The organism is Nocardia sp. NPDC004573 (assembly GCF_053602135.1).
The window spans coordinates 160463-176300 of record NZ_JBSGDA010000013.1 but is presented as its reverse complement, the minus strand read 5'-3'; the positions used below and the strand labels follow the sequence as shown (position 1 = coordinate 176300).

The 15838-nt window shown below is 69.0% G+C and carries 14 protein-coding genes; 6 read left to right on the top strand and 8 right to left on the bottom strand.

Annotated features, from left to right (window positions below; translation table 11 throughout):
• Positions 1-4: 4 nt before the first annotated feature.
• From ACWEKR_RS21390 to ACWEKR_RS21365, 6 genes are all read right to left on the bottom strand, one after another.
• Positions 5-832 carry an ESX secretion-associated protein EspG gene (locus tag ACWEKR_RS21390; RefSeq protein ID WP_159849112.1) on the bottom strand — a complete coding sequence of 276 codons (828 nt, stop codon included), beginning with the start codon at positions 830-832 and terminating at the stop codon, positions 5-7.
• Positions 829-1995 carry a PPE domain-containing protein gene (locus ACWEKR_RS21385; RefSeq protein WP_452355954.1) on the bottom strand — a complete coding sequence of 389 codons (1167 nt, stop codon included), beginning with the start codon at positions 1993-1995 and terminating at the stop codon, positions 829-831. The genes ACWEKR_RS21390 and ACWEKR_RS21385 overlap by 4 nt, the downstream gene beginning before the upstream one ends.
• A 48-nt stretch (positions 1996-2043) precedes the next feature.
• Positions 2044-2355: a PE domain-containing protein gene (locus ACWEKR_RS21380; RefSeq protein ID WP_040864191.1), complete on the bottom strand. Its 312-nt coding sequence runs from the start codon at positions 2353-2355 to the stop codon at positions 2044-2046.
• Between the two features lie 164 nt (positions 2356-2519).
• On the bottom strand, positions 2520-2870 hold the full coding sequence (locus tag ACWEKR_RS21375) for a metallopeptidase family protein (RefSeq protein ID WP_281876629.1): 351 nt from the start codon (positions 2868-2870) through the stop codon (positions 2520-2522).
• Positions 2871-2880: 10 nt separating this feature from the next.
• Positions 2881-4020 (bottom strand): septum formation family protein, encoded by a 1140-nt coding sequence (locus ACWEKR_RS21370; RefSeq protein ID WP_452355953.1) that lies wholly within the window; start codon positions 4018-4020, stop codon positions 2881-2883.
• A 70-nt stretch (positions 4021-4090) separates the two neighbouring features.
• On the bottom strand, positions 4091-5791 hold the full coding sequence (locus tag ACWEKR_RS21365; RefSeq protein WP_452355952.1) for an aldehyde dehydrogenase family protein: 1701 nt from the start codon (positions 5789-5791) through the stop codon (positions 4091-4093).
• A 92-nt stretch (positions 5792-5883) separates the two neighbouring features.
• Between ACWEKR_RS21365 and serS the strand changes: the two genes are divergently transcribed.
• From serS to ACWEKR_RS21335, 6 genes are all read left to right on the top strand, one after another.
• Entirely contained in the window at positions 5884-7146 is a 1263-nt protein-coding gene (gene serS, locus ACWEKR_RS21360) for a serine--tRNA ligase (protein WP_452355951.1), read from the top strand.
• Between the two features lie 175 nt (positions 7147-7321).
• A complete protein-coding gene (locus ACWEKR_RS21355; RefSeq protein ID WP_452355950.1) occupies positions 7322-9109 on the top strand; it encodes a putative bifunctional diguanylate cyclase/phosphodiesterase in 1788 nt (595 codons plus the stop codon).
• Between the two features lie 144 nt (positions 9110-9253).
• Positions 9254-10555 (top strand): MFS transporter, encoded by a 1302-nt coding sequence (locus ACWEKR_RS21350; RefSeq protein WP_452355949.1) that lies wholly within the window; start codon positions 9254-9256, stop codon positions 10553-10555.
• 81 nt (positions 10556-10636) lie between these two features.
• Positions 10637-11578, top strand: coding sequence for a DMT family transporter (locus ACWEKR_RS21345; RefSeq protein ID WP_452355948.1), 942 nt, complete (start codon positions 10637-10639; stop codon positions 11576-11578).
• A 54-nt stretch (positions 11579-11632) separates the two neighbouring features.
• Complete coding sequence (locus ACWEKR_RS21340) at positions 11633-12658, top strand: TlpA family protein disulfide reductase (RefSeq protein WP_452355947.1); 1026 nt, start codon at positions 11633-11635, stop codon at positions 12656-12658.
• A gap of 164 nt (positions 12659-12822) precedes the next feature.
• On the top strand, positions 12823-13164 hold the full coding sequence (locus ACWEKR_RS21335; RefSeq protein ID WP_195085057.1) for a BP74-related protein: 342 nt from the start codon (positions 12823-12825) through the stop codon (positions 13162-13164).
• A 51-nt stretch (positions 13165-13215) separates the two neighbouring features.
• Here the strand turns inward: ACWEKR_RS21335 and ACWEKR_RS21330 are convergent, their stop codons facing one another.
• On the bottom strand, positions 13216-14754 hold the full coding sequence (locus tag ACWEKR_RS21330; RefSeq protein WP_452355946.1) for a Rieske 2Fe-2S domain-containing protein: 1539 nt from the start codon (positions 14752-14754) through the stop codon (positions 13216-13218).
• A 42-nt stretch (positions 14755-14796) separates the two neighbouring features.
• Positions 14797-15717, bottom strand: a complete 921-nt coding sequence (locus ACWEKR_RS21325) for a hypothetical protein (protein WP_452355945.1) — start codon at positions 15715-15717, stop codon at positions 14797-14799.
• Positions 15718-15838: the final 121 nt, after the last annotated feature.

Below are 15838 nucleotides of genomic sequence, written 5' to 3'. Positions count from 1 at the left end.
CTGCTCAGGACAGTTTTGGGTTCCGGGGAAACTCTTCGCGCTCCGGTAGCGAATGGATCAGATCCTGCACTGCCGTGCGCAGTCGAGCGGGAGTTCCGCTGCTGAGCGACGTCCACTTCACGCCGTCGTCGGATTTGCTCGCGGTCGCGATGAATCGTCCTGCGCGCGTATTGAAGACGGCGATGTGGTTGTCGGCCATGTCTCTGGTGCCGTCGCCGTAGACCACGCCGACGATCTCGGCGAACGAGTGGATCTCGACCAACGCCGCCGCTAAGGTCTTCGCATCCTGGGCAGGGTTGCCCACCTTCGTGAGCCGCTCCGCGGTGGCCGCGGCGTCACCGGTGTCGCCGAAGATCGTGGCGAGTTCTTCGGTCGGGGCGTTCATCCCGTACAGCTCCAGCGGCTCGGCGTAACCGAGTGCCGCGAGAACCGTGCCGGGCAGATCGTTTCCCGCTTCATCGATGACGTAGGAGTCCTGCCCCCGAAGGGCGACGACCTCGAGGTCGACGCCCTTCGCCAGACAGAAGCGGCTCACCCAACCATCGACGATCAATCGCAGCGCGATGATCCAGTGTGGCCGGTTCAGCGCGCGCAGCCGATTCTCCAGGTCGCGATGCAGCACATCGTCGAAGAGGAGATCCCGCTGGGCGAGCGACTCGGCGGCCGCGTCCATCGCCGCTTTGTGATCGGTCAGGTTGTCGTAACGAGCCCGAGCGTTCAGAACGACGGGGACTTCGATCTGCAGTTTCTCTACGAGGAACTGCATCTCGTCGAGCGACAGGACGACCGCGTCGAGCGTCGACGGGTCGCGGCCCGCACCGAGTACGGTCACTTAACCGTCCCGCTGAGGTCACCGCCGATGACTCCATCGGCGGTGAAGCGGCCGTCGTTGAAGTGCTCGGTCGACCGCAGGTAGTCCCGGCCGTTGTACTCGGCTTCGTCGTCCTCGTCGCTGCGCGCCTGGTTGCCGAGCAGGGGGTTGCCGTTGCCGTTGTTCGCCGATCGGACCGGCGCCGCTTCGACGGGCTTGACCGCGACCGTCTCCTGCACCGGGGCGGAGCCACCGATCGTGCCGCTGGAGCCCCAGCCTTCCGGGAGCTTGAGCGACCCATTGCTGATGCCGGCCGCCGACCCGAGGCCGGAGAACGACACCGCGCGAGTCGCGGCGCCGGTGGCGGTGGCCGCACCAGCTCCCATGACCATCGGCGCCATGCCGGAGAAGGTCGGCGCGGAGGTGGTGGTCGCCGCTGCGATCGCGCTGCCCGCCACGTTTCCGACGGTGGAGACACCGGTGGTGGCGATCGAGCCGACGGCCTGCGCGGCCTGAGTGGCCGCGCTCGCCACGCCGGGGTTGCTCAAGAACGCCTGGGTGGCGGCTACGGCGGCCTGGATCGGATCCGCCGGAACCTCGGTGGTCGTATCCGCCGCCTGCTCGGGGCTGGCCGTTCCGGCGCCCTTGGCGATCGGCGGCGGCAGCAGGAACTCGGCGGGTGTGGCGACCATGGCGCTGGTGGCGGCCTCGTAGGTCTCCATGACCAGAGCGGCACGGATGTCCATGGCGTGCCTGGCGACTTCCGCGACCTCGAACGCGCCGCTGAGCACGCCGGGCGGGTTCGCCGACGCGGCCAAGGCGGCGTTGACGGCGGCGATCTCCGGCGGGCTCGGCATCGCCAAGGACGCGACGGTGTAGGCGGTGGCGTTCGCCGCGGCCTTCGCACCCATCGCGGCCGCTTGCACGCCCTGCTGCTCGGACCAACCGAGGAAACCGGTGAGCTTGCTCAGCGCGGCGATACCGTTGATGCCCTGCATCCCGACGCCGAGCTCGGCCATCACCCTGGCGACTGTGGTCGTCGCGTCGATCCAGGCGGCGGTGAGCCCGCCCCAGGCGGTGGCGGCGGCCGAGATCGGAATCGCGTGCGCGCCCGCGTGAAGGGTGGCCGAATTGATCTCCGACGGGCGCGCCGCCCAGATCACCCCGGTGACTCCTGCAACCATGTTTGACTTCTCCCCTGCTTGGTGTTGCTGATGGATCCGGTTCCGGAACTACACCTGAATGGCGCTGATGCCCGCGGCGCGCACCACGTCACCGGCGACGTGCTGCGCCAGCTGCATACGCAAGGTCGCCGCGGCGTGGTGGCATTCCAGAATCGCCTGCGCGATCGCGCGGTCGTGCGACATGGCCCCCTGGTTGAAGTGGCTCGCGCCGAGGAAGGAGACCTCCTCGGCGCCGGAGGGCAGCACGTGCGTCGCGGGTGCGGTGATCGCCGCGGCGGCGGCCAGACGTTCGGCGACGAGGTCGAGTTCGGCCGCGGCGGCGAGAATGGCTTCGGGTGCGATCAGTACATGTCCAACCATGACTCGACTCCTTCTAGTGGCTGTGGGGCGGAACCACGAGAATTCCCCCTTCGAGTGATAGGACGCGACAGCAACGCGATCGGTTCCATCGAATCCCCAACTTTTCGATCTCCGTGCCGATTACACACCCACCGCTCGGGGCGCGCAATACAGCTCGGTTCAGACTATCCCCATCCCAGCTGATGCAGGCGGTCTTCGTCAATGCCGAAATAGTGTGCGATCTCATGGATCACGGTGATGGCCACCTCTTCCACCACTTCCGACTCGTCGGCACAGTGCTCGAGAATGGCGTCCCGGTAGATGGTGACGGTGTCGGGAAGCGCTCCGCCGTAATGACTGTCGCGTTCGGTGAGTGCGATGCCGTGATACAGGCCGAGCAGATGCGGATCCTCCGGATTGCGCGGCTCGATCAGCACGACCACATTGTCGATCGCGCGAGCGAGCTCGGGCGGAATGAGATCCAATGCGTCGCCGACCAATTCCTCGAAGCGGTCGGCGGACATCGACACGGGCATCGGCGTGCGGCTACCTCGGCTGCGGCTGCGGCGGCAGCGGCGCGGCGCCGGGCAGCGGTGCGGGCGTGGAACGTCCGCTGTTGGGCGGCGGCACCGGAGCCTGGCCGTTGATCAGGATGTCGCCCCTGGCCGAGCCGGTGATCGGCGCGAAACCCTCCCGGTCGGCCCCCTTGCCGATCATGCAGTCCAGCTTGCGGCTGCCCGCCATCCAGCTGCGGGCATCGATGTAGTCGAAGAACAGCGTGAGCGTCTTGTTGCGGATGACATCCGGCGCGCCCAGGTATTCGGTCGAGGTGCGGGTGCACTCCTCCTCGACGAATTTGTCCTGCTCTTCCTTCGCGGGCGGACCGCCGGTGAAGTGGGCGGACAGGTCGACGGTGGAGACGATCTCCACGGCGTGCGGCTGGGCGCAGTCCACCGGATCGGTGGGCAGATTCTGGTTGATGCCGAGGCAGACGCCCGGCTCGTACACCCTGGACTGGTCGTGCTCGGTGGCGCTGCCGACCGACGGCGGTGTGCCCACGCTGGACGCGACCTGCAGGCCGCAGCGCAGGGTGCGGTCACCGTGCTGCCAGCCGTCCGGACTCGGGTACATCAGGCCGACGATGTACTTGCCGCGCGGGTCGAAGCGTCCGCCCATGTACTTCTGCACCGCGGGCACGCAGTGCTCTTCCTTCAGTTCGGTCAGCCGCAGCGAGTCGGGGAACCGCGAGCCGGGGCCGAATTCCTTGCCCGGATACCTGCTCATGTCGATGTCGGCCGCGACCTCGAACATGTGCTTGCTCGAGCAGTTCACCTTGACCAGATCGGCCCGGTCGGGCTTGGTCCAGCTCAGGCAGTCGCCCTTGGCGGCGGTGCCGAACTCCTTGTCCAGCACGGGCTGCGCCGGGGCGGCGGGATTGTGCGCCTCCAGGCCCTTCTCGTTGTCGAACCCGGTGATGAACAGCGTCACCAAGGCCGCGACCACGGCGCCGGCGGCGACGGCGAGCAGGCCTCTGCGCAACGTGGGCGCCGACAGGTGGACATCGCGCAGATCGCGGTCGGCGAGGGCGGCCTTGGCCGAGTCGAACGAGCGGCGTACCGAGTCGGCACGCGACGACGCGCCGCGCTTGGGCGTCTGCGGGGACCGGGACCTGGGTTCGGAGGACATCGCGGTCCATCATGGCAGCGTCCGTGCCGTGGTGCCACGACCTGCCCCGATCGGCGCGGCACGGGACGGTTCAGCCGCGCAGGGCCGACAGGAAGACGCCCGGCAGCCGGGCGGGGTTGGTGTCGGCGTAGAACTCGGTGAGTTTGCGGCCGGTGGTCGCGGCGGTGGCGTTGCCGACGAACCACGGCGGTTTCGGGGAAAGCGCGAGTTCGCCGCCCAGCAGCGAGCGCGGCGCGGGCCGGAAGGGGCCGCGCACCACCGTGCGCTCCACGTCGTCGAGCAGCAGGGCGTTGTGCACTACGCCGATTCCGCTCTGCACGTCGTCGAGGGTATGCCCGGGGAAGGCTCCCCAGGCCGCGCGCGGCGCGAGGAAGGCCAGCCCGGTCCAGGTGTTCACCGCGATCGCGCCGTAGCGCAGCCGCTCGATCGCGCGGTCGAAGGCGACACCGAGTCTGCGGATGGTCGTGGGATGGGCGATCACGTTCGCGCCGAGCGTCCCGGTGAGCTCGGCATTCGCGAAGTCCACCGCGCGCTGGAGGAAATCGCCGCCCGCGTAGGGCAGCTCCACCACGCCGAGCACGGGGGAGAAGTACTCCGTGCGCAGCAGGGGCGTGCCGGTCCGCGGCAATCCGTCGACCAGCAGCCGTCCCGCGCCGAGTCGCTCGGCCTCCGGATACGAGGCCAGCGCGTCGGCGATACGGGCGTCGCTGCCCGGGTAGTACGCCGTGCGCTGCGGCGCTCGCTCCATGGCGAGGCGCAGTTCGGCGAGGAACTGGTCCTTGCGGTCCCACTCGGAGGCGACCACCACCGTCTGCGCGGCCACGCAGTTGTAGCCGCCGTTGTGCAGCCGCTGGGTGGCCACGTGCTCGGCCTGGTAGCGCAGATCGGCGTCGGACCAGTCGCCGGGCACCACGATGGTCGGCGAGACGCCGCCCAGCTCGCTGGTGATCGGCTTGTCCAGCAGGGGACGGCTGTCCTGCTTGCGCTGCGAGCCCTCCGCCCCTGGGCCCCACACGATGGCGTCGTGGGTGTTGGCGCTGCCGGTCATGTGCACATGCGCGACGTCGGGATGACGCACCAGATAGCCGCCCTGCTCCGCGCCGCCGGTGAGGATCCGCAGCACGCCGAGTTCCAGCAGCGGTTCGAACACCATCTCGAACACGGTGAACAGTGGGTCGGTGATGGGATTGAGCTTCAGCGCCACTACCCGGTTGTGCGCGTACAGCTCGTACAGCGCGTCCAACGGGGGAATGGAGGTGATGTTGCCCGCGCCGAGCACGGCGCCGATTCCCCCGGTCGCGGTGGGATCCAGCTGCGCCAGTCCGGCTCGCCTGCGTGCGGTGTCGGCGTCTACGCCGGGCCGCAGCCATACCTCCCCGCGGAAGCCGTTGAGCAGCAGCCGGTCGTAGACGCCGAACGGAAAGATCGGCACGGCGACCCGCCCGCCCGGCGCCTCCCGCAGCGTGACGCCGGTGAGCGGGCTGCGCCCGGACTCCAGCGCGTCGAGGGTGACCGACAGCGCGTCCGTGGCTTGCAGCAGGGCGAGCGGTCCCGACATCCATTCCTCGCCGACCAGCGGGGAGTGCGCGTCGAGGTCCTTGACGACGCACGCGGCCCGAACCCAGTCCTCGGCGAAGCGGCCGGTCCGGGCGTGGATCTCGTCGAGCAGCTCACGGCGTCGGCGCAGCGATGTCGCGGCCCACGTTTTCTCGCCGGCGGTGAGGTCGGCCAGCGCGTTGTCGATGGCTGTCTCGTCGAAAGGCGTGCCCACAAGCCCACTATGCGCGCGATCCGGCGGGTATGGACCGCATCCTGGGATATCGGCGTGAAACGGCAACACATCGACTACTAGGCTGATGGCCCATGATCGACCTCCGATTCCTGCGGGACGACCCGGACGCGGTCCGCGCCTCGCAGCGCGCCCGCGGCGAAGACCCCGCCCTCGTCGACGCGCTGCTCGAGGCGGACGCGGCGCGGCGTGCCGCGGTGGCCACCGCGGACAACCTGCGCGCCGAGCACAAGGCGATGGGCAAGCTGATCGGCAAGGCGAGCAAGGAGGAGCGGTCCGCGCTGCTGGCGCAGGCGTCGGAGATGTCGGTCAAGGTCAAAGAGGCCGAGGCCGCGCAGCACGCCGCGGACTCGGATCTGGACGCCGCGCATCGCGCCATCTCGAACGTGGTGCAAGAGGGCGCGCCCGCGGGCGGCGAGGACGATTACGTCGTGCTGCAGACCATCGGCACGCCGACCGAGTTCGACTTCGAGCCGAAGGACCACCTGGAACTCGGCGAGTCGCTCGGCCTGATCGACATGGAGCGCGGCGCGAAGGTCTCCGGCGCCCGGTTCTACTTCCTGACCGGCTACGGCGCGCTGCTGCAGCTGGGGTTGCTGCAGTTGGCCGCGCAGAAGGCCGTGGCCAACGGATTCACCATGATGATCCCGCCGGTGCTGGTGCGCCCCGAGGTCATGGCGGGCACGGGGTTCCTCGGCCAGCACTCGGCCGAGGTCTACCATCTCGCCGACGACGACCTCTACCTGGTCGGCACCTCGGAGGTGCCGCTGGCGGGTTACCACTCGGACGAGATCCTGGACCTGAGCGGCGGCCCCAAGCGGTATGCGGGCTGGTCGTCGTGTTTCCGCCGGGAGGCGGGCAGCTACGGCAAGGACACCCGCGGCATCATCCGGGTGCATCAGTTCGACAAGGTGGAGATGTTCGTCTTCACCACGCCCGACCAGGCCGACGCCGAACACCAGCGCCTGCTCGCGTGGGAACAGGAGATGCTCGCGGCGATCGAGGTGCCCTACCGGGTGATCGATGTCGCGGCCGGTGATCTCGGCAGCTCCGCCGCGCGCAAGTTCGACTGCGAGGCGTGGGTGCCAACGCAGCAGACGTACCGGGAGCTCACCTCGACGTCCAACTGCACCACCTACCAGGCGCGCCGGCTGGCCGTCCGCTATCGGGACGAGAACGGAAGGCCGCAGATCGCCGCCACATTGAACGGCACGCTCGCGACCACCCGCTGGATCGTGGCCATCTTGGAGAACCATCAGCAAGCCGACGGGTCGGTCCGGGTTCCGCCCGCCCTGGTGCCCTTCGTCGGCACGGACGTGCTTCGCCCGGCCGACTGACAACGCGCGAATGACATTCGGATGAATAGCTACTGGTTCGCCATGCCGGATTCCCGGGATGTGGCAACCGGCGGGATTCCTTGTGTCTAGGCTATTCGTCGTGCGAGGAATCGGGTCTCGCGGCGATACCCGAACCCGGGTGCGGGCCGCGTCTGCGCTGGCGACGGCTATGGTCATGGCTCGGACCACCGGGGCGTTCTACGTCATGGGCGGGGTGCTCGGTCTACTGATCACCGCCATCGCCCCTGGTGAGGAGGGTAATCGCCCGCTGGTAGGCGGGGCGGCAGCGGTAGCGCTGGTGCTCGGCCTGACGCTGCTCGCCTGGGGGCCGCGACTGCCGCATTCGATCCACCATGTCTACGTCGCGATCGCGACGGTGCTGGTGACGATCGCGGTGCATTCGTTCCCCAACACCGTGGGCGCGATCAGTCTCGCGGCGTTCTACGTGTTCATCGCCTGCGATGCGGCGCTGTTCTTCGCTTGGTCGCAGGCCGCCGCCCATATCGCCTTCGCCTTGGCGCTGTGCCTATGGGTGCTGCCCGCGCGGCCGGTGAGTCCCGGGCTGCCGTGGTGGTCCGGCCTGATCCCGGCCGGGGTGACCTTCGGCGTCGGCGTGGTCGTCGGGATCCTGACCAGAATGGCGTCCGAAGCCGACATCGACGTGCTCACCGGTCTGCTCAATCGGCGCGGTTTCGACCGGGCGTTGAACACCGCGATCCAGCAGGCCACCAGGTCCGGGCAGGGGCTCGCGCTGGTGCTCGTCGACCTCGACCGCTTCCAGAAGATCAACGACCATCTCGGGCACCGCGCCGGGGACGCAGTCTTGCAGCGGGTGGCCGACACGTGGTCGAAACTGCTGACTCCCGAGCAGCGCCTGGCCCGCTACGGCGGCGACGCGTTCGCCTTGCTGCTGCCGAACACCACCGAACAGGCCGCGATCCTGCTCACCGAACAGCTGCGCGCGGCGGTGACCACCGGCTGTTCGGCCGGGGTGACCTCCTGGCAGCCGGGCGAATCCGGGTCGCTGCTGGTCAGCCGCGCCGACGTCGGCCTGTACCGGGCCAAGCAGGCCGGGCGCAACCGGACGGTGCTGGAGTCGTCCCGGCAGCTGCCGCTGGCGGTGGAGCTGCGCGAGGCGATCGACCGCGGCGCCCTGGACGTGCACTACCAGCCGATCGTCAGCCTGACCGAAGGCGGGGGCAAGGCGGTCGGCGTGGAGGCGCTGCTGCGCTGGTCGTCCAGCGCGCAGCCGGACGTCACCACCGAGGGCTTGATCCGCGTCGCCGAGGAGTACGACCTCATCGCCGATCTGGACGAGCTGGTGCTGCGCCGGGCCTGCGCCGACGCCGCGCGCTTGCAGGAAACCTTCGCGCAGCTGGATCTGACGCTGAACGTGAACGTCAGCGGGCTGGAACTGGCCGAGACCGGCTACGCCGACCGGGTGGCGGGGATCCTGGCCTCTACCGGATGGCCCGCCGATCAGCTGGTGCTCGAGGTGACCGAGAGCGAGCTGGCCGCCGAATCGCAGACCGCGATCGAGAATCTACATCTTCTGCGCGACCGGGGCGTGCGCATCGCCATCGACGACTTCGGCACCGGTTACTCCTCGCTGAGCCGACTCGCCACCCTGCCCAGCGACATCCTCAAGGTCGATCAGTCCTTCGTCGCCGCGATCCGCTCCGACTCTCCTGCGCCGCCCTTGCTCGGCGTGATCGCCGCCTTGTCCAACGCGCTGGACCTGCAGGTCATCGCGGAGGGCGTGGAGACCGAGTACCAAGCCGCCGTGCTCACCGAACTCGGCTTCGCGCTAGCGCAGGGTTACCACTACAGCGACTCGCATCCGGTCTCGGAGCTGATCAGCGACCTCAACGAGAACAAGGGCCGGATCGGATCCGGCGTCGCCGACGGGGAACTGGGCGACGGTGACTCGGTGGCCGCCAACGGCTGGGTGCCGCTGCCGTAATTCGCTTGACCGCTCGCGCCGTCGGTGCGCATGCTGATCGACATGCGGTTGCTCCTCTACGCCTATTGATTCGCCGAATCGCTGCGCCCCATCCGGGCAGGTGGCACACGTACCATCGGCCTGCGCTCGCTGACGGTTCGGGCGGTGCTGTTCAAGAGCATCGGTGAACTGATTCCGCTGTACGCGCTCTACGCCCTGCTGTTCGCCGACCACGGCATGAGCACCGGGCAGATCTCTCTGCTGTTCGCGGTCTGGTCGGTGACGTCGTTCCTGCTCGAGGTGCCCTCCGGTGCTTGGGCCGACACGGTCTCGCGGCGCGGGCTGCTTCTCCTCAGCGGTGCGTTGCTGACAGCAGGCTTCGCGCTGTGGACGGCCGCGCCCTCGTTCGCGGGTTTCGCCGCCGGATTCGTGCTTTGGGGCACCTCGGGGGCACTGGCCTCCGGCACCTTCGAGGCGCTGTTGTACGACGACCTCGCCGCCCGGGGTGAATCGTCGGCCTATCCGCGCATCCTCGGTCACACCCGTGCCGGTGCGGAAGTCGCCGTCGTCATCGCGATCGTCGCCGCGACACCCCTGTATCTCTACGGCGGCTACGCCCTGGTCGGCTGGGTCAGCGTCGCGGTCGCGGCCGTGCATACGCTGATCGCGCTGTCGCTGCCCACCGCGCCTAAGGCGGTGTCCGCGGTGCATGTGGACGACCTGGAAGAGGAAGAGGCGGTCGTTCCCGCGCGAGTTTCGATGTCGGCCGACTCCGGCGCGGTCGGAGCGTGGGCATCCGGTGCGGATGTGGGCGGAAGCGGTTCCGCGCCCGAGCGTCCGTTCGCGCGCTACCTCGCCATGTTGAAGGCCGGTGTGAGCGAAGCAGTCCGCGTCCCGGTCGTGCGCTGCGGCGTACTGCTGGAGGCTCTGCTGTTCGGGATAACGGCGTTCGACGAGTATTTCGCCCTGCTCGCGGAGGAATCGGGTGTCTCGACAGCCGTGGTGCCGCTGCTGGTGGGTCTCACCGTGCTCGGTTCGCTCACCGGTTCGGTACTGGCGGGACGCACCGAGCGGATGTCGGGCCGGACGATGTCGATCGCGGTGGGCGCCGCCGGCGTGCTGTTTCTCGGCGGCGCTTTGATCGCTGGTCTCGCGACCGGACGGCCGGACGCGGTCTACCTGCTCACCGGCCTCGGTTTCGGTTCGATCGGCGTGTCCTACGGCATCGTCTACAACGCGGGAATCGTCGCGGCCGCCCGCCTCCAGGACGCCATCGAAGGCCCCGCCCGGGCCACCGTGACCTCGGTCTCCGGACTTCTCGGCGAGGTGATCGCCCTGGCGGTCTTCGGCTTCGCCGCACTGGTCGCCCTCCACGCCTCCATCTCCACCCTCCTGGCCTTCCTGGGCGCGTCCCTCCTGGCCATCGCCACCCTCACCCCCCGCTGGCTCCCATCCCGCGCAGACTGATCGCGAGTGGCACAACGGAGAGCCCTTTTCGGGAAATGCCGCAACCATGTGCCGCTCGCGACGGTTGGGTAGCGTGCGGGAGTGCGGTTGGGGCTGGTTTTCGGGTTCGGGATCGGTGCCGGCGTGGCGGTGCAGGGGCGGATCAACGGTGCGCTGGGGGCGCGGCTGGCGGATGGGGTCGCCGCGGCGACGATCAGTTTCGGGGTGGGGCTGGTTGTGCTCGCGGTGGCGTTCGCGGTCAGTGGGCGGTTGCGGGAGGGCGGGCGGCGAGTGCGGCAGGCGTTGCCGGAAGGCGTGCTCCGGCCCTGGCAGTTGCTCGGCGGTCTGTGCGGGGCGTTCTTCGTCGCGTGCCAGGGGCTTACCGTCGCCGCCATCGGCGTCACCGCGTTCACCGTTGCGACCGTCGCCGGGCAGTTGCTCAGCAGCCTGGCGGTCGACCGGCTCGGCCTCGGCCCGAGCGGACGCACACCGGTCACCGCGGTGCGCCTGGCCGGGGCGGCGCTCGGCGTGGTCGCCGTGCTGATCGCCGGAGTCGGGCACACCCACGCCGCCGGTGGTCTCTCCGTGCCCGACGCGCTGCGCGGCACGCCGACCGTGCTGCTGATCGCGCTCCCCGCACTGGCAGGCATCGGCCTTGCCTGGCAGCAGGCGGTGAACGGCAAGGTGGCCGCCGTCGGCGGAGCGCTGACGGCGGCCCTGGTGAATTTCGGCGTCGGCCTGGCCGCCCTGCTTGTCATCGAGGCACTGGTCATCGTGTCTTCCGGCGGCCCCGCCGACTTTCCGGCCGAGCCGTGGCTGTATCTCGGCGGATTCATCGGCGTCGCCTTCATCGCCCTCGCCGCGCTCACGGTCCGCTGGATCGGCGTCCTGCTGCTCGGTCTCACCTCGGTGGCCGGGCAGTTGCTGGCCTCGCTGATCCTGGACGTGCTAGCCCCGACCAGCGCGGGACTGTCGATCAGCGCGGTCGTCGGCTGTGCGTTGACGCTGGTCGCGGTCGCCATCGCCGCTCGGTCGCAGTCCTGAGGACACTCGCCGCGCATTCATACGTAATCCGCATAAGTGTGGAATGGTGCGCTCATGCTGATCGAATACGGGGTGTGGGTTTCGCGGCTGGGTCTGGCTGTCGTGTTCGGGTTGTCGGCGTGGGGCAAGTTGGCGGATCGAAGCGCGACGCGGCAGGCGGTGGGGGATTTCGGGGTGCCGCTGCGCTGGGTGCCCGCGGTGGCCTGGGTGTTGTCCATCGCGGAGGCGATCATCGCGGTGGGGGTGCTGATTCCCTGGCTTTCCGGCATGGCCGCGGCGGCGGTGCTGGTGCTGCTCGCCGTGTTCACGGCGGTGATCGCGCGCTTGCTGCGGCGGGGCGAGCACCCTTCCTGTTCCTGCTTCGGCGCCGCGAGCGCCACGCCGATCGGGCCGAAGATCGTCGTGCGCAACGGTCTTTTCGCAGTACTCGCCGCGCTGGTCGGCATCGGCGCGCAGACCCATCCGCGGGTGCCGATGGACCTGCCCGCCGATGGCGCGATCGGCTGTGCCGTGGTCGCGGTGCTTGCCGCGGTTTTGATCAGGCTCGCGGGACAGCTTCGGGTCCTGCGTCGCCGGGTGGACGAACAGGCGCTGTCCACGTTGGGCGCGGAGGGCCTGCCGGTCGGCGCGGTAGCGCCGGAGTTCGAACTGCTCGGCCCGGACGGAGCGAAGACCACGCTCGAGGATCTGCTGGGCGAGGCGAAATCGGTGTTGCTGGTCTTCGTGCACCCGGGGTGCGAACTGTGCGCGGCGCTGGCCCGTGAATTGCCCCGCTGGCGCGCGCGGACCGGTCATGCCCTGGCGATCGTGGCGGTCGGCAACGGCGATGCCGCCGAGCAGGCCGCATGGGGGATCGAGAACGGGTTGGGCGACATTCCCTCGCTCGTGCAGCAGGGGAACGAGGCCGCCTTGCGGTATCGGGTGCGCGGTACGCCTTCCGCCGTGCTGATCGATCCCGGCGGGCGCGTCGCGGCGCCGGTGGCCAGGGGCGCAATCGCGATCCGCGAGTTGATCAGCGCGGTGCGCCCGGCGTCGCGCGAGCCCGCGCGCGACAGGATCCCGGCCGGCGCGGCACGTTAGTTTCGGGGCGTACCTCTTTTCCTGGGGTCGATACCGACTGTGGTTCGGTTATCCACCGGTTGGCTAATTTCTAGCTAATTTCTGGCGGTGCGCCGATAGGATCGAGTCGCACCGGTGCGGAATTCGCCATCCATCGACCAGACCCATCGACAGAGGGGAAAGACATGGCGCTCTTCGCATTCACCGACTACTCCGGCAAAGAATTCATCATCCAGCTGACCAACGAACAGCGGATCGCCGAAGCCCGCCGCATCCTGTCGGGTGACGAGCAGATGTCGGTACACGTCATGGGGCGGATCAGGAAGGTTCCGGCTCCCTACAACCCCGGCTGGAGCTTCCATCTGGACCCGGACACCATCAGCTTCTTCACCATGGCGATCGAGGTCTGTGACGCCAGCATCATGTACGTCGAGGACCACTTGGACGAAGCGTGCGGCGCGTTCTTGCCGGGCTGCTTCTGGTGTCCGTGGTCGTCGAAGATGACCCGCGAGGTTGCGGACAGGTAATCTCCTGGCAAATGCTTCCGGCCGGCGGAGTCGCCGGCCGGAAGTCTCGGGTCAGTCCAGCTTGCGCGAGCGCAGTTCGTGCCCCTTGGACGTCTTGCACCGCCCCGAGTCCAGGTCCCACTGCCAGCCGTGCAGGTTGCAGGTGAGCGTGTTGCCCTCCACCACACCGAACTTCGATAGGTCCGCCTTCAAGTGCGGGCAGCGGCGCTGCACCTCCCAGCCGCTGAGCTCGGTGGAGGCGGAATCGTCGTGCGCCTCGGCGAACCAGCCGTCGGCGTAGGCGATCCGCTCGTCGGTGAGGCACTTGAAGAACGTGTAGAGGAACTCGTTGTATCCGCCGATGCGCCAGGCCTGGAAGCGGGTGGACAGGAAGATGGTGTTCACCCAGTCCGGTTCCCGGTCGCGCAGCACCGTGCGCACCAGCTCCGGCGCGATGCGGAAGCCGTAGCGGTAGCGGCCCTCGCCCTCGATCGGCTCGCGCACCGTGCGCTTGGGGAAGTCCAGCACGATGGTTTCCTCCCCGATCACCAAACCGACCGGGTAGCCGATGCCGTCGCAGATCACATCGCTCTGCGCCATGATCGGCTCGAACAGCTTCTGCAGCGGTTCCAGCAGGGAGCCGTCGCCGCGCTCCCAGGTCGCCTTCTCGGCTTCCAGCACCGGCGCGAGGCGCTGGGCCATCCGCTCGATGTACTCGGCCTTGTTGTCGTAGATCTCCGCCGGGTCGCTGGGATGGGTCAGCGTCAGCTCGGCGCCGCGCACGTCGGCAACCGAGCCGGGGATCATCAGGATGCCGCCGGTGTTGCCGTGGATCTCCATCTGCTCCAGGAACACCTTCTGGTCCGGGAAGATGTTGCCCTCGTCGCCGCGGTCGTCGTTGAGGTAGCGCAGTTCGTCGTCCAGGAACACCGGCGGGCCCGCCGACGGCACCACCCACGTCGCGCCGACCTGCTCGATGTAACTGCGCGCGCGGTCCATGCCGCGCTGACGCTTCTGCTTGCCGAAATTCGACTTGGTGCGCGCCGGGATGTCGTAGACCATCGGGTACCAGATCGCGCCCGAGTACTGCAGCAGGTGGATGTCGACGTGGCCGAACGCGTCGTGCAGCACATCCATGTCGACCGGCCGGGCGTCGTTCATGTTGAAGCAGGTGGTCTCGCCGTCGGAGACGACCAGCCCGGAGTCGCCGATCGGGCCGTCGGCCGGGGCGCGCAGCGCGATGATCATGACGTCCAGGTCCCCGCCGGGGCCGGTCACCGTGTGCTTGACCGAGTCCTCGGTCTCGAAGAACTTGTGGAAGCCCAGCTGCTCGAGCTCGCGGCGCAGGTCCGGCACGGGATAGTCGGGCAGCAGGACGGTGGCGTCCTTGTTCACGTGCTCGGTCAGCGTCTTCGCGTCGAAGTGATCGCGGTGCAGATGCGAGACGTACAGGAAGTCGCACGCGCCCAGCTCGTCCCAGTCCAGCTGGGTGTTGTCGGGGAACGGGAACCACGAACCGAAATACGCGGGGTTCACCCAGGGATCGCAAAGGATCGACCCGGCCGCGGTGCGGATGTGGAATCCGGCGTGTCCGACGCTGGTGATCTGCACTAGCTGCTCCTCCTGCTGTTTACCAGCCAACCAGGGTAGTAGTTACGGCGAGATGTCGCCGATGCAGTAGCCGTCCGGCCCGGAGCGCAAGGTGAAGGTGCGGGTCTGCGTCACACCGGAGGAGTTGGTCACCGGCACGAGCACCGCGATGTAATCGGTGTTCACCTGCTCCGACCGGATCTGCTGGTCGGCGAACTCGGTGGCCCCGGTGAGCACGCCCTGGTTGGTCGCCAGCGGCGCGGAACTCGGACGCCCGGTGCCCTTCGGGTCCCAGGTCGCCGGGGACGCCTTACAGATCAGAGGGTAGTCGCCTTCTTTGTCGGCGGGGTCGAGCGGAGTGCCGACGAACCGGGACAGGTACCGGCGCACGGTGTGGCGGGCGTCGGCGTCGTCGTAGGCGATCTCCGAGCCCGCCGTGGCGACGCGCGGGCAGGCGTAGCCGGTCGCGAGCTCGGCGCGCCGGACGGCGACCGTGGCGTCGGCGCCCTTCCACACCACGGCGTCCTCGGTCGCCGTGCCGGGCTGGGCCAAGGCGGCGAGGACGGCCTGCTGGTCGGCGTACATGCCGGTCACGTTCTTCGGCGCGACCGTCCAGCACTTGTCCTGCATCTCGGCGAGGGTGTGCGAGCGCAGGTCGGCGGCCCAGCGCTGCAACACGGGTGCGGCGGCGGGCAGTCCGGCGACCGCGCCGACCTGCGGCGCGTCGGCGGGGACCGGCGGCAACGCCGAGGTGCTCGGCGACGGCGCGGCGGGGATGGCGGCCGGTGGCGTCGTGCGCCCCGCCGCCTGCGGGGCGCTCTCCTCCGGGATGCCGACGACGGAGTCGCAACCGGTCATGGCGAGCGCCGCGATCAGGACTCCGCCGGTCAGCGCGGCGCGGGCCGCTCGCCCGTTCGAAGCCCGATTCCGCTCGTGTGCTGCACCGGGGTCGTACTCGCGCTTTACCCATCGGGCGCGTTCCACTTCGACGATCCTCTTCTCTCAAGGCGTGCGGTCGGGGCTGCTCGTGCGTCCTCGTCGCGTCGCGGCGCGCGGTGGCGGCGCGCTGCCGGTGGGGACGAGCAGCGACTACGCTAGCGGACTT